Raw genomic sequence first — 19313 nt, forward strand, 5'->3', positions numbered from 1 at the left:
CTCTCGAGTCGAGGAGCCACCCGCGGTGCGGACCCTCGTCCCCGTCCGAGTTATCGCCGAATGGACCGCTCGTAGAGATTCCGCCGGACTCGGCCCTCCCGGCAGCCACCGCCGCCCGGTTGCCGGAACGCCGGACCGTCCGTGAACCGGGAAGAGCACGCGAAATCTCCCGTGTCGCGGGACACACCGCTTCGCCGACCGGACAACCGAGTGCAACCATCTCCCGGTGTTTTGGCGGCCGAGTACTACGATACGTATGGACCGAACGCCCGTCGGGTCGGTTGTCGACCGGACGTCGAATCGAACCCCGACGACAGGCCGACCGGCCGACGCGCCCGCAGTGTCTCTCGTCCTCCCGACGTACAACGAGGCATCGAACGTGGTCACCGCCATCGACCGCTGTGTGGCGGCACTGACCGGGTACACGTTCGAACTCATCGTCGTCGACGACCACTCGCCGGACGGGACCAGCCGACTGGTTCACTCCCGGTACGGGACCGACGACCGCATCCGCCTCATCGATCGGCGGGAGCGAGGACTCGCGGCCGCCGTCGTCGAGGGGATTCGCGAATCGACCTACGACTGGTGTATCGTGATCGATGCGGACCTCCAGCACCCGCCGGAGTACCTCCCATCGCTGGTGGCCGCGTTCGATGCGGACGTCGACGTCGTCGTCGGGAGCCGGTACGTCGAGGGGGGCGCTATCGAGGGGTGGTCACTCGCCAGACGACTCGTCAGCCGCGGCGCCACCGCGCTCGCCAGACGCGCCCTCCCGCAGATACGGGGCGTCGCCGACCCCCTGAGCGGGTTCTTCGCGGTGCGCCGAGCGCGCCTCGACGACGTCGAACTGGCACCCATCGGGTACAAGGTGTTGCTCGAACTGCTCGTAGCGTGTGACCCCGACCGTGTCAGGGAGGTCCCCTACGTGTTTCACGAACGCGAGCGGGGGGAGTCGAAGCTCAGCCCCGTCGAGTACGTCCAGTTCCTCCGCCACCTCGCCCGCCTGCTGCGACGGGCACGGAGCGCGGCCGCGGACGCGAGGGGCGGAGAGCCGACGTCGAACCCGACGGCGCCGACGGGCGATGGGTGGGGTCGTCACTCCAGGTAACCGAGGTCCCGAAGGCGCTGTTCGGTCGTCGCGTCCCGTGGGTCCCGTCCGGCGTTCGAGTCGTCGCCCCCGAGCGTCGACCGGACTCGTTCGCGGCGCTCGGCCATTGTCGCCAGCAACGGCTCCCAGTCCGGGCCGACGAGGTCGACGGAGGGGATGGGGGTCGATTCGCCGGGGTCGGCGACGAGGTCGTACCCCCGGCGGCCCGTTCCGTCTTCGACGACTTTCCGCCCCGGGAGTCGCACCGCAATCTGGAGTGCGTCGGGGGCGACCCGTCCGGGCGTCGTCCGGGTCGAGGCCACCTCCGAGACGGCCACCCGGTCCACACCGGTCGCACCCTCCACCAGCGGTCGGAGCGACCGGCCGGTGAACGTCGGCGGCGGGTCGACGCCGGCGTACTCGAGAATCGTCGGGGCGACGTCGACGTGGCGGACCTGCGCGTCGACGCGACGGGGGACGACGGGGGTACCCGCCGGGGGACGGACCAACAGCGGGACGTGGAGCAGTTCGTCGAACAGCGCGGGTTCGTGTCCGACCTGCCCGTGTTCGAACAGCGCCTCGCCGTGGTCGGCCGTGACGACGACCAGCCACCTGTCGTCGACTGCGCGCAGGAGGTCGCCGACCCGTTCGTCGGCGTGGTGGACGGAGGCGGCGTACAACCGCCGGACCGCCTCCCGCTCGGCGGCTGAGAGCGCGTCCGGCGTCCGCTGGGCGCGTGTCGTGAGCGCGACGGCGTCGACGGACGGCGGGACGCCCGCCCACTCCCGGTGGCGACGGGGCGGTGCGTAGGGGGCGTGTGGCGAGAGCAGATGGACCCAGACGAACCGGTCGCCGTCACTCGCTGCGAGCAACCGACGGGCGACGTTCACCTCGTCGTTCTCTCCCCGGAGGCGCTGCATCGGCCCCTGCATCCGCCGGAACAGGGTCTGTGCCGCGCGGTACATCGGATGGTCGAGGCCGAATCGGTCGATGAGCAACTCGCGCACCCGGTCTGCGCCCGGCGCGCGGAACTCGCCGACGTCGCGGTAGTCGTCGTAGCCCCGGCCGTAGCCGTACTTCGCGCCGAGCCAGGGGTTCCCGTGGACGCCGATACAGCGGTACCCCGCCGCGTGCAGGGGTTCGCTCACCAGCGGCCGCTCGGGGGAGATGCGCTCGTAGCCGCCGTGGTCGAGCGGTAGCGTCGAGGTGAACAGCGCCGGAAAGGCGTACGGGGTCGACGGGCCGTGGCTCACCGCCTGCGTGAAGACCACGCCGTCGGCTGCCAGCGCGTCGAGGTTCGGCGTGTACTGCCGGTCGGCGGCTCCCGCGAACGAGGCGTGGGAGGCCCGCCACGCGTCGATCGTGACGAGAAGGACGTTCATCGCCCCTCGAACCCCGCTCTCGCGCCCTCCGTCGACGCGTTCGAGGGCCGGCCGACGTAGCGGATGTCGACGCGTTCGAGGTGGACGACCCCCTCGCCGCCGGCGGCCGCCCCCCGGAACTCCACCCGGCCCGTCAGGGAGTCGAGCGTGAACCGCACCGCGACGTCCGTCCAGCCGTCGGTGTCGCCGACGACTTCCCGCTCGATGACCCGGTGGTCCCGACCGACGGCGACGTTCAGCGCCACGACCGGTTCCTCGCCCGACCCCGTCACGTGGAGGCGGTACCTCGCCTCGTACGTCCCCGGGAGCAGTCGGACGTACGGGCCGTACCAGAGCTGGCCGTTCCCGGCGTCGGGACCGGAGACGGTGGCGACGAGTCGGTCACCGACGACCTGTGACGTACCCGTTCGAAGGTCGGTCGCGGCGAAGCGGAACGCCGGCGCGTCGCTGGTGACCCCGAGCACCGGTCCGACGTATCCCCGCTCGAAGAGCCACACGCCGTCCTCGTAGCGGGAGAGTCCGTACTCCGAGCCGAGTCGGTCGCCGAAGACCTCGACGACCGTCACGGGCCAGTGGTCCCGACCGAGTGCCGTATCGACGAGGACGTAGTCGGGCGAGATAGGACCGTACAGCCGTTCGTACTCCCGGAACTCGAAGGGCGCTACGACGAAGGAGGCGTCGGAGCGGGTCGCGACGTGCGGGTAGACGTCGTTCTGGACGACGAGGGAGGCGTCGGGTGGGACCGCGTCGATGGCCGCCCGCAGCGTGGCCTCGTGGTCGTCGTCGATCGTCCGGGGGTACTGGGTGTTCCCGCCCGCGATGACCGCGAACGCGCCCGCGTTTACCAGCAGAAGGCCGAGGGCGAGCGCGACCACACCGTGCCGCGAGAGACGGCCCGTCGGCCACGGGACGGGACCGGGACGCCCACGAGCGAGCACCCGGAGCGCGCCGACGTAGAGGAACGGGAGGAGATACAGCGGGTAGTGCGCCCCGAACTGGTAGTAGGCGGGCTTGCTCGAGAGGAACCACGCGAACAGCAGGAAGGGCGCGAGCGCACCGAGGGACACCTCGTCGTACAGGGCGAGGAACCCGACCGGCAGCAGGAACGCGATGAAGAAGACCGCCTTCCGCTGCCAGTTGGCGCCCACCGTCCGCACGACGACGTCGGGGTCGCCCAGCGCCGCCGAGACGAGGTCGACGGCCGAGACGCGCATCCCCGGCACGAGGGGCTGAAGCGGCACCGCGAGAACGCGTTTCGGGATGCCCGACGCGACGCTGAACTGGGCGATGACGGCCCCAGTGACGACGTACAGCACCACTGCCAGCGCCGCCCCGGCGACGATGAACGGAAGTCCGTCGCGGTGCTCCCCGGTGCGGAGCGTACCGACGAGGAGACCGACGAGTGCGGCGCCGGCGACGAGGACGACGAACTCGTTGGTGAGCATCGCCAGTCCGAGCGCGACGAGGAAGGCGACGTAGCGACGGCGGGCGTACGCGTGAAACGCCACGAAGACGAACAGCGGCAGCAGTATCTGCTCCTGAAAGTCGAACGCCCACGCGGACCACAGGAAGGGATTGAGGGCGTACGAGACCACGACCAGTCCCGCGACGCGGTCACTCACGTGGTGGCGCGCCAGCGACCAGAGCACCGGAACGCTGGCGGCGAGCACCGCCGCCTTCGAGAGCAACAGCGTCTCGGGGTAGGGTGCGAGCGCGAACACGGGGAGAAACACCAGCAGCGTGAGCGAGAAGTGAGCCCCCCAGTACTCCCCGCCGGGGTGGTCGGGCCGGAACTTCCCCTGGAGGAGGAATCCGTCGCCGTTGAGCGTCGTCGAGAACATGTGGACGTACGAGCCGAAGTCCGCGCCGGTGAGCTGGAACTCCCGGTAGAGCACCACGGTGTACGCGGAGAACCCGACGAAGAGGAGTCCGGAGAGCGCGAGTACCGACCACGTCGAGCGGTCGATACGGCGCCCACGGCCGACGACGGCGTCGAGCCATCCGCCCGCCCGGGTGACGATTCCTCGTCGGGAAGCGGCCGCCGGGTCCGACCCCCGACCGTTCGGGCCGCCGGTGGAGCCCTCGGGGGAGTGCGCGCTCGAACGCGACTCGTCGGCCCGCCACACCCACCGTTCGCTCGCGCCGAACCCCCAGAGCACGCCGACGGCGATAGCGAGGAGGTTGGCGAGCAGGTAGTGAAGGCCGGCGAGTTCGACCAGCGCGACGAACGACCCGTAGCCGACGAGGACGCCGACGGCGCGCGTCAGGAGGTACTTCCCGCCGCGTACCGTCCACGCGCGGCGACCCGGTTCGCCACGGTCGCGCCACGTCCACGAGTCGTTCAGCTGGTAGTTGACGGCGATACTCACGAGGCGGCTGAGCGCTCCTCCGATGACGTAGGAGATGCCCGCCACGCCCGTCGCGAGAAACAGCACGCTCTGGTTGACGCCGACCCCGACGAGTCCGACGAGGAGGTACCGGACGAACCGAGCGTACGACTCGCGCGACCGGGGGGTCGAGGTCGACTCGTGAACGCTCACGCCAGTCGCCCTCGGGAGGCCCGGTCGAGGCGCGGAGGGACGCGGGCGGGGTCGTCCTCTCCGGACGACAGCAACAGGCGTTTGAGCCGGGGGTACACTACGTCGACGCCGTGTTCCTCGCCCAGCCGTCGCGCGATCCGACACCGGCGGACGTAGTCGTCCCCGGCCTCCCACTCCCGGCGAAGCGTCTCGATGGCGTCGACCATCTCACGAACGCTCCCGCGGCGGAGCACCGCCCGGCCGTCGCCGAGGTGCGTAGGGAGGGGCGTCGTGACGACGGGGGTGCCACTGGCACACGCCTCGTTGATGACCATGCTGTCCGTGTCCACCCGCGCCGGGTGGAGGACGACGTGCGCTCGCGCGTACGCCCGGGAGAGGGCGTCTTCGTCGAGGAACCCGAGACCGAAGACGCTCGGGTCGTCGCTGGTCCCGGTGGCGACGACTCGCGTCCCCTCGGGGAGGCGAGCAGCCACCCGACACGCGGTGTCCCAGCCCTTCTCCGGGATGTGTGCCGCCGCCACGAGCACGGTGAACTCGTCGGCGAGGGGCGCACGGTCCGGGTGAAACCGCTCGGTATCGACGAAGTTGGGGATGTAGTGGGTGACGGGGTGCGGGGAGTCGTAGACGGGGGAGACCGCGTGGACGGCGTCGAAGCGCGCGAGGTCCCAGCGGCCGATGGCGCGGTAGAGAAGTTTGACGGCCGTCGGGACCGCCCCGTAGTGGGGTTCGTACAGACGGTCGGTGACGTACACCCACGAGTGGATACCGGCGATGGTCCGCGGCGCGCCGGCGAACGGGAGGTGCGCGAGCGGCATGTAGAGGACGTAGGCGGTGTCGAACGCCGAGAGGTCGTGTCGCCACGCCTCGTGGTAGGGGACGCGCGCGTCGAGGACGTCGCGGACCGCGACGCGGCGCTCGCCGCCGGGGAGATAGGGGAGCGCCCGGACCGCTACGTCCACGCCATCGGCGGCGAGGCGGTTAGCGAGTTCCGCGACCCACTTCTCCCCACCACGGTAGTGCGCGAGGGAGATGTGCGGACAGAGCGCCACACGCGGGCTGGGACCGTCGTGTCGATTCGACGAGTTCATTTCACTGGGCTTCCGGAGGTGACGGGCGGATTTAACTCGTACCCGCCTCGTTCGGTCCGTCAACACCGTCACGCTCCCGGTTACGACCGAACGGATGGGCGACGGACGACGGCCCGTGGCCCCCGTCCGCGAGAGCGACACCCGTGACTGCTCCCGACCGCTCGCCCCCCTCCGATATCGGGAGAGCGGTGGTGTGCCGGCCGATAGTCCGCGCCGCCAGCGAGACGCCTGAACTCGGGAGCCCCCACCACTCCCGAAGCGCGGAGGGGAGTCCACCGCTGTCGGGGACGGGAGGGCGAAAATGTGTATCGCGAGATAGAGTTTACGTGTTCGGGCTGCGGGCCGATTCGCCCCCGGTGACCCCCAAGAGTGGCGTTTTCGGCGGTCACAGGGTCATCGCACAGTCACTTTGCTGTAGCGCGATACAACAAAGTAAATTCTGGCGGGGGCTTGCCGTATGTCGACTGCAACTCGTACTCAGAATCCTTCTGATCCCTGGAGAGTAGAAATACTGGTTCAGAGCCTGTAGAAGCGACCTATTCGGTGTATCCGCGATGGAAGACGAAGAGGCTGATCAGTCCTGGTCGAGCGTATAGCCCATCTGCAGGAGTTCGTCGAGAACATCCTCACGGTTGCGGAGTGCCGCCCGATAAACGGCTTCTCGGAGGTCGAACTTGGGGACGTCACGGCCAAGTGCTGACTCAACGCCGGTGATCAATTCGCGCTCGCCCTCAACGACATCGTCGTGAACGAAGAACGTGAGCCGCTCGTCGCGCTCGAACTGCACCGATTTGTCTTGGATCGCTCGCCGAACGATGTACGACTGTTCGGTAGTTTCCGGTTTTCTTGGCTCGATGGTGCCTGCTTTGGTTCATCATCGATGTCGCTTATCTCTGCTGGCGAGGCGGGCGTTGAAGTCTCGGATTCTTCGGAAGCTGGTGCTGTCTCAGCCGATTCTGCCTCATCATTCTCGTCTGCTTCCTCCGGTTCGTCACCCCACAGATCGTCGCCAGCGCCTGATTTGAGTCCGGTCATGCTTCGACCTCCGTGGCCACCTCGTCGAGCGTTCCTGGCTCAGGAGGGTTCGGTGCCTCGATTCCACGCTCTGTTTACCAGGGCCGCGACGGTGATGCATTCAATCGGGCCCTCATCGAGAAAGCAGAGAGACGGAACGAGCGGTTCATCGACTGATCCGCATCGATATCCCAGGTCCTCACTATCGTCGGGTTGTGGCTGGTAGGGTGCCGTAGAACCATGGACTCCGACGCCAAGTCAGCGTGGAAATGAATTCAACTGGAGTGTTTTGTATCTGGCCAGGAGCATATGGCACGAAGACGAGTGCCTGTATGAATCGCTATGATTGCACTTGCATAATCGACTTGCCAACAGCCTTCGTGTACCCTACATAGACGACTGGTCTGTTGCCTGTAATGTTCGCACGTTGATATCCCGATACACCGCTTAAAAATGACTATCATCGATAGCTATAAATCTTCATGGCAATGAGGATGAACAATGTCGCTCCCTCCTGAAGTGAAGACGTATCGTGACCTCATCGCCTATCAGTACGCTCAGCTCATCGGCGTCGCTGCAGGTATCGACGATCATGGGTTCATCTTTTCGAAATTCTATAAGCTACAAGCTGGAGAGATTGAAATGAGTTCACTCACAAAAGAAGACAAGTATCAGCTTCAGGAAGGGGTCGCATCGTGTATCTACTGCGGCTCGGAGGACGATATCGGATTCGATCACATCATTCCACGGAGTACGGGCGGGCCGGATACGATCAGCAATCAAGTTCCAGCGTGCCAATCATGCAACTCTTCGAAAGGAGACCGTGACGTCATCGATTGGTTCCGAAACCAGAGCTGCCCCATTCCCCGTCTTGTCTGGGGAAAATACCTCAAGCACCTGTACGAACATCGGAAGACAGAGGGGACGCTTGATGAGTCGCTTCCAAACGACGAACGAAATCGGTGGGAAGGGGCTGAGGTAACTCGAACAGTCTCAAAGCGGATTCGCAAACGCTACCGAGATTCGTCAAGTGAGACGCCTATCTCCACAGGGCGCTCCGAACCGGTTAATCGAAGTCTGAGTGAGTTTGGAGCCGAGTGACTATCGAATGGGTGATTGGTAGGTCGGTGGGTGCCACCTCCTGTGGCGACTACGAATACCATCCTTACTGACTCGAATTCGTCATTGAGGGGGTTGGAACCCGCTCTTTTCATGGTACTCTCCACCGGAGTGGAAAGGGCATGGATTCGACTGTTGCCAAAAACCCTCTCTATTCGGGAGATAGGCCAGAGTCAGATGACCTGCGTCGGGTTCTATCCAGCTGGCCACCGGCGGTGCTGCCGCTCAGTCAGTCGGAGGTGATACGCTCATACGCTTTCTTCACCCGAATAAACGTCGCTTCGTCGCCTCCACGGTCAGGATGGTGCTCTTGAACCTTCTCACGATACGCCCGTTTGACCCGTTCTTGATCAGCGCCTGGCTCGACACCCAGTATGAGATACGCTTGCCTGCGTCGTTCGCTTTTGACCTCCGCTGTGTTCTCGAGACGTTCTCTACATGCAGGACAACATTGGACAGTTTGACCGTTCGGCCCGGGTACTGACTTGAGTGACCCATTGATCGTGTCTCCGCACACTTCACATTCTTCGCTAGAAGTGTATTGGCCTGAAGCCGTCCGAGACCGAGACTGCCGTTGCCGGCTTTGATTGTGTGTCTGGTTTCTGTTGCTCGATCGCTGACGAGAGTTCGATTGCTGCCGTCTGTTGTGTTGGCTCGACCGCTTCCGGTGTCGCGACTTCGAGTTGCGGACCTTCGTTCGCGCTATGCTGACCGTGATATCCAACTCATAGAGGTATGTTAGGAGCGTATTCCCATCGACCAAGTCGACGGGCTGATGTGCTTGTTCTGCGGCTTCTCTGGCTGTTGAAGTGAACGTCGAGCTGGTGACGATCACGATTCGTTTGGCCCCTACTGATGTTCCTTCGTTCACTGATTCCTCGACATCAGGCCGACCGACTTTGTTCCCTCTGGAGTATCGCTTGACTTCGATGCCGATTGCCTGATCTCCCCTTCTACCGAGGATATCGATTGCTCGGCCCGGTTTCTGTTGAGCAATGCTGACTTGATAACCACGCTCGGAGTACAACAGAGCGATAAGATGCTCGAACTCTGTAGGGGTAAACGAGAGCAGGTCGTCGTGCGACCACGTTCGTTTGTTGATATGGTTTAACTGGTTTGCTACCGAATTGAGCTGCTCCAACGATAATGTCGAGATTCCATCTTGGATTCGAGCTTTGAACACCCGATGGGTGTCCTCTGTGTAGGAAAGATCCGTCTTCGCCAAGATGTCTTCGACCTCTGCAGCGTGGGTGAGGATCTCCGGGATGAGTTCAAGCCGCCCACTGGTGTGGCGTTCTGACTCTGTGGGCGAGAGCTTTTCAGAGATAACCGACCGCAGAGCGTTGAGATCATAACCGTTCAACTTAGACTCGTATTCGAAGAGTGCGGCAGTTGCATCGAGTGCTGCGTGACAGAACGTACGCTCATCGTTGCCTGCCTCCGACTCTGGCTCAATCACTCGTTGGACGATCGTGTCAAGGTAGTCTAAATCAAATCTCCCGCTAGCTCGCTCTGGAAGAGCACCCATCTTGCGGTCGAACACGGCGGCCGTTTTCAGAGCGGAGCGACACTCAGAAAGTGACCGCTGTAGTGTGTCTAACTCGGAGTTCTGAAGTTGATGACCAAGAGTTCCCGCCCACGCAGATGCAGTAGCCGGCCGGTCGAAGTCTTCGAGTCGTTTTGAGACTTCCGCTAATTTAGGCGCAATCTCCAGTGCTGACTCGATCTGTGCTTCGATGTCACGGTATTCGGGTTCTGTCCGTAGAAGACTCCGTATTGGTGCGCCTGTCCAGTCCCGTTGCAAGCTCTCGATAGCGACTGGAACCTGCTGTATGAGGGCTCGAGGTTCTTCTCCTGCGAGGGGGCCGTCCTCGATTGGATAAGCCTGGCGCAGTTTCTCGAGGCGAGCTTCCAATCTCTGAACTCGGTAGTTTCGAACACTGAATCTACCTCCGGTGTACGAAGCACTCGCGACACCTACGCCGAGTCCTGCTTCAACGACACCGCGAGTTAGTCCTGCGTTGTTCGCCTCTGTTACCGCTGATGAATAGTCTCCTTCCTCGAACGAAGCCCTAGCAGCCTCAACTTTTTCTCCACGACCGAAGAGATCGGCGAGACGATCAGAGACGCTTCCGAAGAGTCCACCAGAGTCAGCGCCTTGGATAGCCTCCATCGCTGCTCCGCGTTGGCCTTGGTGCACAGCGACCCAATTACCGGCTGCCGTGATCACGCCACCATTGGTCGTCCAAAGAAACCCATCCCCCTCCACGAATTCGTAATCCCATACGGTCTTAGCGGTAGTAACATCGAGGCCGAAAAACTGACCATCACGAGTGCCGACATAGAGGAGCCCCCTATCGTGTGTCAGGTCGTAGATCGGTGAAGGGCTCTTCGCCTTCCACTCGATCTGCATGGACTCCTTGTTCAAGGCGTGAACGACGGAGTCGATCGAGTAATACACACGATCGGGGCCTGATGTGAGGTCATCAGTAGTCCCTCCTACCGATCTATTCCATAGGCTCTTTCCAGTCTTTGAGTCGAGCGCGTGCAACACATTGGTATTCGTCATTGCCAGCAAGCGCCCGGTGTCATGATCATATCTCAACCGGCGAACGTCGATGTCGGACCTGCGCCACAACTCCGAACCAGTCGTTTTCTCGCGTCCAACGACATCGCTCGTGTAGATCGTCCACTGGTCGTTTTCCCACATTCGATCCGAGTCAAGATGACACACGACCGAATCGAACGGAAAGAACTGACTGAGATATTCTCCCGTCTTCTCCCATTTCTGAGCCCCCTCTTCCGAATAGACCGTAACTGACCCGTTCGAGATATTATATCGAGAGTCACCCGAGGTACCTACATCTGTAAGATTGAACGAGGAGACAGGTACCGCAGATCCCCACGAACGCCAAAGGAACGAGATGTCCTTCGTCCGTGTCCGTGTCCACCGCTGCTCACCCGTTGAGGGATAGAGGCCGATCAAATTCGGCCCCTGTTGCAAAACTGCTGTATCGCCTGCGAGATATGGCCCAGTAAGTGAATACTCGTGCGAGCGCTCCCATAGGGTTTCGGTGGTCTCCAGATCGATTGCCAATGTTGTTGCTTCGTTGTATTCCGTATTATCGACCGACAGGTACAGCGTACCATCGTAGATGTCTTCTAACGAAACTGCACGGCCGGTAGTCCCTTTCTGCTCGGCAAGTTCCATTCGCCACTGTTCTTCGAGCGGCAGCCCGATCTGGTACTGTGCCGTTTCGTCGGTAGTCGCATCTGACGTCCCTTGGCCCATCGCTCCGATCATTGGTCCTGCCGCGAGCCCCCTCAAAAATCGCCGTCTGGTAGTTTGGCGCCCAAACTCTCGACGCATTGACCTGACGATGTGTTAGACATATAAGAGTGTGCGGGTTTGTGAGTTGCCACTCCCGAATTTCATTTGTTCGTCGCCACTCCTAATCCCGAACCATTCGTAATCGCACCAGCAGTCGTTGGGTACGTTTATCGGACGTCTCACTGGTGTGTATCGGTCGAATTACGTCGATTTTTACATGCGGCTGTTGCGAGGCCTTGACCAGACGAGCAACCGCCCCCTCAATCTGCGTTTGCGTTTGCAGTTGTGTCGTCGAGACTGAGGTGGCCAACGAGCAGCGGGTCGACGGCGTCAAGATTCACCCAGCCGGGGAGCGATACGTCGCCTCGCCAGAGAGCCAACCCGTGGAGCGTGTTTGCACCCTCTTTTCGGCTAATTGTACACCGCGTCTGGGCAGGCTCTAGTCTCGGTTCGATCGCGTATTCCATCCATTCCTCGTGTACACCAGATAGTTTCCCGGTGACTTCTCGTATCAGCTAGGCGTTCACTCATCGCGCGGATGTCCTGTGGACCAGTCATCGGGAACTCTCGGTCTACTTCGTTGGCTCTGGTGCTCATCGCGATGGCTCGTGATATGGGCACTCCTCGGTGTGGACTAGTCGCTCTCGACCGCCGAGAGCACCCAGTAGTTCTCGGTTACATGCTCTACAACGAACGTACCGCTTGCCTCCCTGCGCGAGTGGTTCGACGTGCTCGGTGATCGCTAGCTGCGCTGCGTGGTCAGTCGATGATGCATCTCGTCGCTCGGACTGGTCGCTCGTTTCGCTCATAATCGATCCGAGACTGCTCTGTCGAGCACCCCCGCACCCCTCAGGGGGAAATAAACTGATTGGGCGGTCGCTGGTAAGCGGACCTCGTCCGGTGAACTGGCCACTCCACGTGGACATCTTCAGAATAGGTAGAAGACTCGCCTGAAGGACGACTTTTGGCCGTACTGTTAACCGAGACCCGATACTACTGTATCATTCCTCCGAGAGAACATTGACATACTACCCCGGAGATTGACCAATGGCAGGATCTGACGCCCCCCGACGGACCGCTGACCGACGCCGAGCTCGCGTCATTTCGAGAGGCCCTCAACGCGCTCGAAGAGTGCGTGAGTGCGTTCCTCGCTGAGAGATCCGACCAGACGGCAGGAGAAATCGACGCGGCCGTCGACGAGTACCCGACGGCCGATCCACTCGAGGATCGGCCGATTGACGCCTCGGACGACGACAGCGAATGACGACACTCGACGTGATGATTTTCTAGCAACGAGCCTGGTCGTTTATCACGCCATTGCGCTCTCGGTGCTCTCTAAGAGTAGCGGAGTTCACCACCTGAGAGGAGAGGCTACTGTTAGACGGAGAGCGTGAGTCTATCATGGTCGTTTGCGGTCATCCGTTGGTGGGCAGATGTGAGGATCGGTGTTCCACGCCGCCGACCGTGGTAGGAATAGGCCCTGGTCACCTACCTTGTCAAGGGGTTCGACGAATCACTTGATATCGTCCCACGCGCCGACCTCACTCCGCCGGAGTTCGCCGGTCGCCTGCCAGACGCGCGGGCGGAACGTGATACCGACGAGCACGAGGTAGAACGCGCCGACGAGGCCCATCGTGAGGGTCCCCGGGAGCGCACCGACGGCGGCGCTCTCGGGCCACGTCCCCCCGCTCTCGGGCGTGACGAGGATGCGGAACAACCACGCGCCGAGCAGTACCGTGAACAGGGGGAGGTACACCCGGCGAAGGCGGTGGGCGATCGCCTCCTCGTAGGAGATCTTCGTTCGGGGTTCGCGGTAGTCCCGGGAGAGGCGCGGCCGCCAGTCGGGGTCCTCGATTCCCTGCGACGGGTCCAGCGAGTACGCGAACACGTTGCGCTGGAGGATCCGGACGCGAGAGCGCCACATGTCGTACCCGCGATACCGACGGGCCTCGATGACGAGGAACACCGTCACCATCACGACGCCGACGAGGATGACGTAGTGGGGGCGGTTGGCACTGGAGAACGCGTAGGTGAGGATGGCCGCGATGAGCGTCACCGCCCAGTTGGAGGTCCGGTCGAGGCGCTCGCGCCAGAGCTTCATCCGGTGGATCTCCCCGCGGTAGAGGTGTGCCATCGCCGACCCGGGGGAACTCGACTCCTCGAAGAACCCCCGGCCCATGGTCCGGGCCTCCTCGCTTACCGCGTCGAACGACTCGTCGCAGTCGAACTCGTCCCGCTCGGAGTCGGGTCGCGTTCCTTCGGTCGAGTCGGGTTCGGAGTCGGTCATCAGGTGTACCTCCGCGGCTCGTTCCCGTCCTCGCGAGCGTCGAGCGGTGGGATCACAGCGAATCGAGGACCCGCTCGAACCGCTCGGAGACGTCCTCGGTGATCGGGTCGAGGTCCGGGTTGTCCGCGATGCCGACGAGTCGGCCGGGGTCGACCGCGCTCACGACGACGGTCCCGTCGTCTCGCTCGTAGACGACGACGTTACACGGGAGGAGCGCGCCGAGTTCTATCTCGGCTTCGAGGCCGTCGTAGGCCAGTTGCGGGTTGCACGCGCCGAGGATCCGGTACTGGCGGAACTCCTCCCCGAGCTTTTCGGCGAACGTCGCTCGTACGTCGATATCACAGAGGACGCCGAAGCCCTCGGCTTCGAGGGCGTCGACCGTCCGTTCGACGACGTCGTCGAACGCTCCGTCTGCTTCGGTCTGGGTCGTGTAGGTCATGTGTGTTGGGTGGTCGGTGGTCGTCGGTGAACGGTTCTCGAATCGGGTCGGACGTCGACCGTCCGTGACCCATCCCCTCGCGCGCGCCTCATCCGCGGCGGCGAGTTCGGTCGAGGACCTCTCGTCGGTCCACATCGGTCCTCGCGACCGGCATCGGGCACGGTTCGCCTCCCGTCGTGCATCTCACTGGCGACGTACTCCGGGCGCATCGTCCTCGTGCCGGCTTCTGTATTGGGGATGTTATACAATATTGGCCCTCGGCAGAAAAGTGTGTCGGCTCTCGGGACGACGGCGCACCCCCCCGTCCGACCGTACGCGCGGTGGCCACGCCTCGATGGTTTCGATGGCCCTCGGGCCGGTCGGGGGTAGAGTGGTGGGGAGAGACAGAAACACCGTACACTGCGCCCTCGGCCGTGCGATTCAGCGAGAACGACCGACGAACGCGCGGAGAGGCGTTCTCCGACCCGGGTCCGTGGGAACACGGTGATGGGCGCTAACGGCGGGAGCGCCCGACGGTAGCTTCGACGGCGGGGCGTCCTCGCACCCTCCATCCGCGCCCGGGGCCGGCGGCGCTCCCTCGACTGGTTTCTGCTGGCCGCCGTCTCGCTGGTACTCGGGGGCGCGCGGCCTCCCGCGCGTGGGTCCTCCCCCGCATCCGCCAACAGATTTATGAAGGTGACTCTGCATAGTATTGGATGTAATGAGCAATACCGATATCGAAGCGTCCGAGGTCGCCCGCCGCGTCACCGCCGACGACGCCGAGGACCTGTTCGTTCTCGACGTGCGCAACGAGGACGACTACGAGGAGTGGCCGATCCCCGAGAGCAGGAACCTCCCCATCTACGACGAACTGCTCGACCACGACTTCTCGGGGCTGGAAGACCACCTCGACGACCTCCCGGAGGACGAGGAGATCGCCGTCGTCTGCGTCGGCGGAGTCACCTCCGCCCGTGCCGCCGAGTTCCTCCGCGAACAGGGCTTCGACGCGAAGTCCATCCCCGACGGGATGAACTCGTGGGGACGCGTCCACCGCGAGTACGAACTCACCGACCTCGACGGCGTCGTGCAGGTCGTCCGTCCCGGGACCGGGTGCGTCTCGTATCTCGTCCACGACAGCGGCGAGGCGGTCGTCGTCGACCCCTCCCAGTACCTCGACCACTATCTGGGCGCGGCCGACGAGCGCGACCTGGAAATCGTCGGCGTCGCAGACACCCACGCGCACGCCGACCACGTCTCCGGGGCGCGCCGCCTCGCAGGCGAACTCGACGTTCCCTACTACCTCCACGGCGAGGACGTCGCCGCTCTCGACCGCGTGACCGAACTCGCCGACGGCGACGCCATCGAGGTCGGCGAGCGCGAACTCACGGTCCGGCACACGCCCGGCCACACGCCCGGGAGCGTCTCCTTCGAGTTCGGCGACGCGCTCCTCTCCGGGGACACCCTGTTCCTCCGGAGCGTCGGCCGCCCCGACCTCGAGGACAGTTCCGAGGACGCCGTCCGGACGGCCGCGAGCCGGCTGTTCGAGAGCCTCGATGAACTCACCGACCTCGACGACGGGACCGTCGTCCTCCCCGGCCACTTCAGCGACGAGGAGGTGCGACCGCTCGCGACCGAACTCGGCGAGCTGAAAGCGGAGTCGACGAACGAACTGCTGAGCTACGTCGAGGACGGCGACGAGGAGGCGTTCGTCGAGACCATCGTCGAGAGCCTCGCCGACGAACCCGCGAACTACAACGAGATCAAGCAGATCAACTGGGGCGAGGAGCAACCCGGCGACGACGTCGAGGAACTCGAACTCGGCCCGAACAACTGCGCCGCGAACTGAGGACGAACTCGTCTCCCCATAATGTCGTACACGCAGGGTATCCGACGGAACTGGCAGCAGTTCGCACTCCAGTTGCTCACCGTCTTCGCCGTCGGGCTCACCATCGGCGCCGAGCGGAACGTCGTCCCGATTCTGGGCCGTGACGTGCTCGGTGTCGAGTCGGTACTGGTCATCGGCTCGTTCGTCGTCAGCTTCGGCTTCGTGAAGGCCCTGCTCAACCTCTACGGCGGGAAGTGGTCCGAGACGTACGGACGGAAACCCATCCTCGTCGCCGGGTGGGTCGTCGCCCTCCCGATCCCGGTGATTCTCGCCTTCGCCCCGAACTGGTGGTGGATCACGCTCGGGAACGTGCTCCTCGGCGTCAATCAGGGGCTCGCCTGGTCGATGAGCGTCAACGCGAAGATCGACCTCGCGGGGAGCGACGCCCGCGGCTTCGCCGTCGGGCTCGACGAGGCGTTCGGCTACGGCGGGGTCGCCGTCGGGGCGTGGGTCACCGGCGTCATCGCGGCCCGGTACAGCCTCCGTCCCGAACCGTTCTACTTCCTGGCGGGCGTCGTCCTGCTCGCCCTCCTCGTGTCGGTCCTGTTCGTCGACGAAACGCTCCCGTACGCACGTGCAGAGGCCGACGACCAGGCCACCGAGGAGGACGCCGACCTGCCGTTCGGGGCGGTTCTGAAGCGGGCGACCTACGGCGACAGGACGCTGTTCGCGGCAGCGCAGGCCGGGAGCGTCGAGAAGTTCGTCGACGCGCTCGTTTGGATCGCTTATCCGCTGTACCTGACGGCCGCCGGTCTCTCGACCGCGCAGGTCGGTGTGATCGTCGGCGTGTACGGCGGCGTCTGGGGCGTCCTCCAGCTGTACACGGGTCGGCTCGCCGACCGCGTCGGGCGACGACCCCCCGTCATCACGGGGATGTTCGTCGCTGGCGGAGGTGTCTTCCTGACGGGACTCGTCGACGGTTACTGGCCGTGGGTCGGAACCGCCGCCCTGACAGGCGTCGGCATGGCGCTGCTGTATCCGAACCTCATCACGGTCGTCGGGGACGCCGCACATCCCTCGTGGCGGGCGACCGGGCTCGGCGTCTACCGGATGTGGCGCGACGCCGGCTACGGGTTCGGGGCGATCCTCATCGGCGTGACCGCCGACCTCCTGTCGATACAGGCCGCGTTCTCTCTCGTCGCCGCGGCGATGTTCGTGTCCGGTGCGATCACGTTCGCGTGGATGCGCGAGACCCGGCCCGACCCCGAATCGGACCCCCCTTCGGAATCCGGGTCGACCACGCCGACCGACACTCGCTGAGCCGGTGTCTGTCAGGCCCAACGACTATGCCCGCGCATCGCGTCCGTTCACCCGATGCCCGACACCGAGGACGTGCGTGTGTGGCTCGTCGAGCGAGGGTACAACAACCGCGACCTGATCGTCCTCAAGTACGCGACGCCCGACGGCGAACGGCTCTACCGTCGGGAACTCGCCGCGCAGGCTATCGACCTCGATTCGGTCACCGCCGCGAGGGACGTCTCGCCCGACAACCTCGAGTCCGTCGACGATGCGGACCGGCGGGAACGGTTCGCCGCCGAAGCGATCCGCATGGCGGACGAACACGACCCCAACGACACCATCTGACCGTTCCGACCCCCCCGTCGCCCGCATCCCCGGACACGACTGACGACCGACACGCGGGACTCCCCTGAACCCGCCCGACGCGGCGGGTGTGACGCGCGCACTCCGGAGCCGGACTTATGTGCGCCTGCCGCCAGGTCCCCGTATGAGCACGTTCGTCGTCGTCGGCGGTGACGCGGCTGGGATGTCCGCAGCGAGCAAGGCCAAACGCGACGACCCGGACCTCGACGTGGTCGTCTTCGAACGGGGGCAGTGGGTGTCCTACGGCGCGTGCGGGTTGCCGTACTACGTCAAGGGGGAGATCCAGTCGCTCGAGGACCTCGTCTCGGTGACGCCCGAGGAGTTCCGCGAGGAACGCGACATCGACCTCCGCATCGGCCACGACGTCACCGAAATCGATCCCGACGGTCGAACCGTGACCGCACAGGGCGACGACGGCGAGGTCGAACAGGAATACGACCACCTGCTCGTGGCGACCGGCGCGGAGGCCGTCACCCCACCCATCGAGGGCCTCGACCGCGAGGGGGTGTACACGCTCGGGTCGATGTCGGACGGGAAGGACCTCCGCGAGTACGTCGCCCGCGCGCGCGACGAGGGGAATCTCCAGCAACCCGACCGGGGCCTCGCCTGCCAGTTCCTCGAAACCTGCACGGGACCGGTCGGCATCGTCGGCGGCGGCTACATCGGTATCGAGATGGCCGAGGCGCTGGCGGCCAACGGCTTCGAGGTACACCTCTTCCAGCGCGGCGACCGCGTCCTGACGCAGTTCAGCCGCGCCACGAGCGAGGCCGTCCTCGACCACCTCGAAACACAGGACGTCGCGGTGTACCTCGACAGCGAGGTCCGGGAACTCGCGGGCGACGGGTCGGTCGAGGCGGTCGTGACCCCCGACGACCGCGTCCCCGTCGAGATGGTCCTCGTCGGAACCGGGGTCCGGCCGCGGACGGCCCTCGCCGAGGCGGCCGGCATCGAACTCGGGGAGACGGGCGCCATCGCGACCGACGCCTACCGCGAGACGACCGTGCAGGACGTGTACGCGGCGGGCGACTGCGCCGAGGCCGAACACGTCGTCACGGGCGCCCCCGCGTACGTCCCGCTGGCGCTGACGGCGAACCGTCACGGCCGGGCGGTGGGACAGACCGTCACCGGGAGTCCGACGGAGGGCGGCGGCGTCGCCGGCACCGCCGCGGTCAAGGCCTTCGACGTCGAGGCCGCACGCACCGGGGTGCTCCCCGAGGAGGCACGGCGGGCGGGGTTCGACCCCCTCACCGACACCATCGAGGCCAAGTCACGCGCCGGCTACTACCCCGAGGGCGGGACGGTGCAGGTGACGCTCACCGTCGACCGACCCACGGGTCGGGTACTGGGCGGGAGCCTCGTCTCGGAGTACGGCGAGGGCGCGGTCCACCGCAGTCACGCGCTCGTTGGTGCGGTGACCGAGGGGGTCACCGTCGACGAGTTGGCGAACTACGACCTCGCGTACGCCCCGCCGTTCAACACGACGTGGGACCCCGTGCTGACGGCGGCGAAAGTCGTCGACGGACAGCGGTAGCGTCGGTCCCGTGCCTCGTCCCCGCCGCG

At 64.7% G+C, this 19313-nt stretch carries 14 protein-coding genes; 7 read left to right on the forward strand and 7 right to left on the reverse strand.

Translation table 11 applies throughout. The features are described 5' to 3' along the window. Nucleotides 1-340 precede the first annotated feature (340 nt). Nucleotides 341-1108: a polyprenol monophosphomannose synthase gene (locus NKG96_RS18825; protein ID WP_254538323.1), complete on the forward strand. Its 768-nt coding sequence runs from the start codon at nucleotides 341-343 to the stop codon at nucleotides 1106-1108. On the opposite strand, the gene NKG96_RS18830 is transcribed toward NKG96_RS18825, so the two are convergent. The 4 genes from NKG96_RS18830 to NKG96_RS18845 form a co-directional block, all read right to left on the reverse strand. Then, nucleotides 1096-2469, reverse strand: a complete 1374-nt coding sequence (locus tag NKG96_RS18830) for a sulfatase (RefSeq protein WP_254538324.1) — start codon at nucleotides 2467-2469, stop codon at nucleotides 1096-1098. The genes NKG96_RS18825 and NKG96_RS18830 overlap by 13 nt on opposite strands. Continuing rightward, nucleotides 2466-5009, reverse strand: a complete 2544-nt coding sequence (locus NKG96_RS18835; protein ID WP_254538325.1) for a GtrA family protein — start codon at nucleotides 5007-5009, stop codon at nucleotides 2466-2468. Before NKG96_RS18835 ends, NKG96_RS18830 begins: the two co-directional genes overlap by 4 nt. Then, the gene (locus NKG96_RS18840) at nucleotides 5006-6097 is read right to left on the reverse strand and encodes a glycosyltransferase family 4 protein (protein ID WP_254538326.1); all 1092 of its coding nucleotides are present in this window, start codon (nucleotides 6095-6097) and stop codon (nucleotides 5006-5008) included. Before NKG96_RS18840 ends, NKG96_RS18835 begins: the two co-directional genes overlap by 4 nt. Before the next feature lie 574 nt (nucleotides 6098-6671). Beyond that, nucleotides 6672-6953 carry a DUF7970 domain-containing protein gene (locus tag NKG96_RS18845; RefSeq protein ID WP_497007241.1) on the reverse strand — a complete coding sequence of 94 codons (282 nt, stop codon included), beginning with the start codon at nucleotides 6951-6953 and terminating at the stop codon, nucleotides 6672-6674. 659 nt (nucleotides 6954-7612) lie between these two features. Between NKG96_RS18845 and NKG96_RS18850 the strand changes: the two genes are divergently transcribed. Continuing rightward, complete coding sequence (locus tag NKG96_RS18850) at nucleotides 7613-8212, forward strand: HNH endonuclease (RefSeq protein ID WP_254538328.1); 600 nt, start codon at nucleotides 7613-7615, stop codon at nucleotides 8210-8212. 247 nt (nucleotides 8213-8459) lie between these two features. On the opposite strand, the gene NKG96_RS18855 is transcribed toward NKG96_RS18850, so the two are convergent. Further along, nucleotides 8460-11534: a restriction endonuclease gene (locus tag NKG96_RS18855; RefSeq protein WP_254538329.1), complete on the reverse strand. Its 3075-nt coding sequence runs from the start codon at nucleotides 11532-11534 to the stop codon at nucleotides 8460-8462. 1162 nt (nucleotides 11535-12696) lie between these two features. Here NKG96_RS18855 and NKG96_RS20950 point away from each other — a divergent pair. Then, nucleotides 12697-12825, forward strand: a complete 129-nt coding sequence (locus NKG96_RS20950; RefSeq protein ID WP_256558121.1) for a hypothetical protein — start codon at nucleotides 12697-12699, stop codon at nucleotides 12823-12825. A gap of 249 nt (nucleotides 12826-13074) precedes the next feature. Here the strand turns inward: NKG96_RS20950 and NKG96_RS18860 are convergent, their stop codons facing one another. Both NKG96_RS18860 and NKG96_RS18865 read right to left on the reverse strand, forming a co-directional pair. After that, nucleotides 13075-13740 carry a DUF2270 domain-containing protein gene (locus NKG96_RS18860; RefSeq protein WP_254538579.1) on the reverse strand — a complete coding sequence of 222 codons (666 nt, stop codon included), beginning with the start codon at nucleotides 13738-13740 and terminating at the stop codon, nucleotides 13075-13077. 160 nt (nucleotides 13741-13900) lie between these two features. Next, nucleotides 13901-14287, reverse strand: a complete 387-nt coding sequence (locus NKG96_RS18865) for a DUF302 domain-containing protein (protein WP_254538330.1) — start codon at nucleotides 14285-14287, stop codon at nucleotides 13901-13903. Nucleotides 14288-14987: 700 nt separating this feature from the next. On the opposite strand from NKG96_RS18865, the gene NKG96_RS18870 reads away from it, so the two are divergent. From NKG96_RS18870 to NKG96_RS18885, 4 genes are all read left to right on the forward strand, one after another. Next, nucleotides 14988-16112, forward strand: coding sequence for an MBL fold metallo-hydrolase (locus NKG96_RS18870; RefSeq protein WP_254538331.1), 1125 nt, complete (start codon nucleotides 14988-14990; stop codon nucleotides 16110-16112). Nucleotides 16113-16133: 21 nt separating this feature from the next. Next, the gene (locus NKG96_RS18875) at nucleotides 16134-17411 is read left to right on the forward strand and encodes an MFS transporter (protein WP_254538332.1); all 1278 of its coding nucleotides are present in this window, start codon (nucleotides 16134-16136) and stop codon (nucleotides 17409-17411) included. Nucleotides 17412-17465: 54 nt separating this feature from the next. After that, nucleotides 17466-17735 (forward strand): DUF7967 family protein, encoded by a 270-nt coding sequence (locus NKG96_RS18880; protein ID WP_254538333.1) that lies wholly within the window; start codon nucleotides 17466-17468, stop codon nucleotides 17733-17735. A gap of 142 nt (nucleotides 17736-17877) precedes the next feature. Continuing rightward, entirely contained in the window at nucleotides 17878-19284 is a 1407-nt protein-coding gene (locus tag NKG96_RS18885; protein WP_254538335.1) for an FAD-dependent oxidoreductase, read from the forward strand. Nucleotides 19285-19313 lie beyond the last annotated feature (29 nt).

Source organism: Halomarina litorea (genome assembly GCF_024227715.1).
Taxonomy (GTDB): domain Archaea; phylum Halobacteriota; class Halobacteria; order Halobacteriales; family Haloarculaceae; genus Halomarina; species Halomarina litorea.

Bases quoted from the DNA above. Each gene is read 5' to 3' on its own strand.
- NKG96_RS18830 (WP_254538324.1), bottom strand. From the start codon at position 2,469: ATGAACGTCCTTCTCGTCACGATCGACGCGTGGCGGGCCTCCCACGCC.
- NKG96_RS18840 (WP_254538326.1), bottom strand. From the start codon at position 6,097: ATGAACTCGTCGAATCGACACGACGGTCCCAGCCCGCGTGTGGCGCTC.
- NKG96_RS18850 (WP_254538328.1), top strand. From the start codon at position 7,613: ATGTCGCTCCCTCCTGAAGTGAAGACGTATCGTGACCTCATCGCCTAT.
- NKG96_RS18855 (WP_254538329.1), bottom strand. From the start codon at position 11,534: ATGATCGGAGCGATGGGCCAAGGGACGTCAGATGCGACTACCGACGAA.
- NKG96_RS18860 (WP_254538579.1), bottom strand. From the start codon at position 13,740: ATGGGCCGGGGGTTCTTCGAGGAGTCGAGTTCCCCCGGGTCGGCGATG.
- NKG96_RS18865 (WP_254538330.1), bottom strand. From the start codon at position 14,287: ATGACCTACACGACCCAGACCGAAGCAGACGGAGCGTTCGACGACGTC.
- NKG96_RS18870 (WP_254538331.1), top strand. From the start codon at position 14,988: ATGAGCAATACCGATATCGAAGCGTCCGAGGTCGCCCGCCGCGTCACC.
- NKG96_RS18875 (WP_254538332.1), top strand. From the start codon at position 16,134: ATGTCGTACACGCAGGGTATCCGACGGAACTGGCAGCAGTTCGCACTC.
- NKG96_RS18880 (WP_254538333.1), top strand. From the start codon at position 17,466: ATGCCCGACACCGAGGACGTGCGTGTGTGGCTCGTCGAGCGAGGGTAC.
- NKG96_RS18885 (WP_254538335.1), top strand. From the start codon at position 17,878: ATGAGCACGTTCGTCGTCGTCGGCGGTGACGCGGCTGGGATGTCCGCA.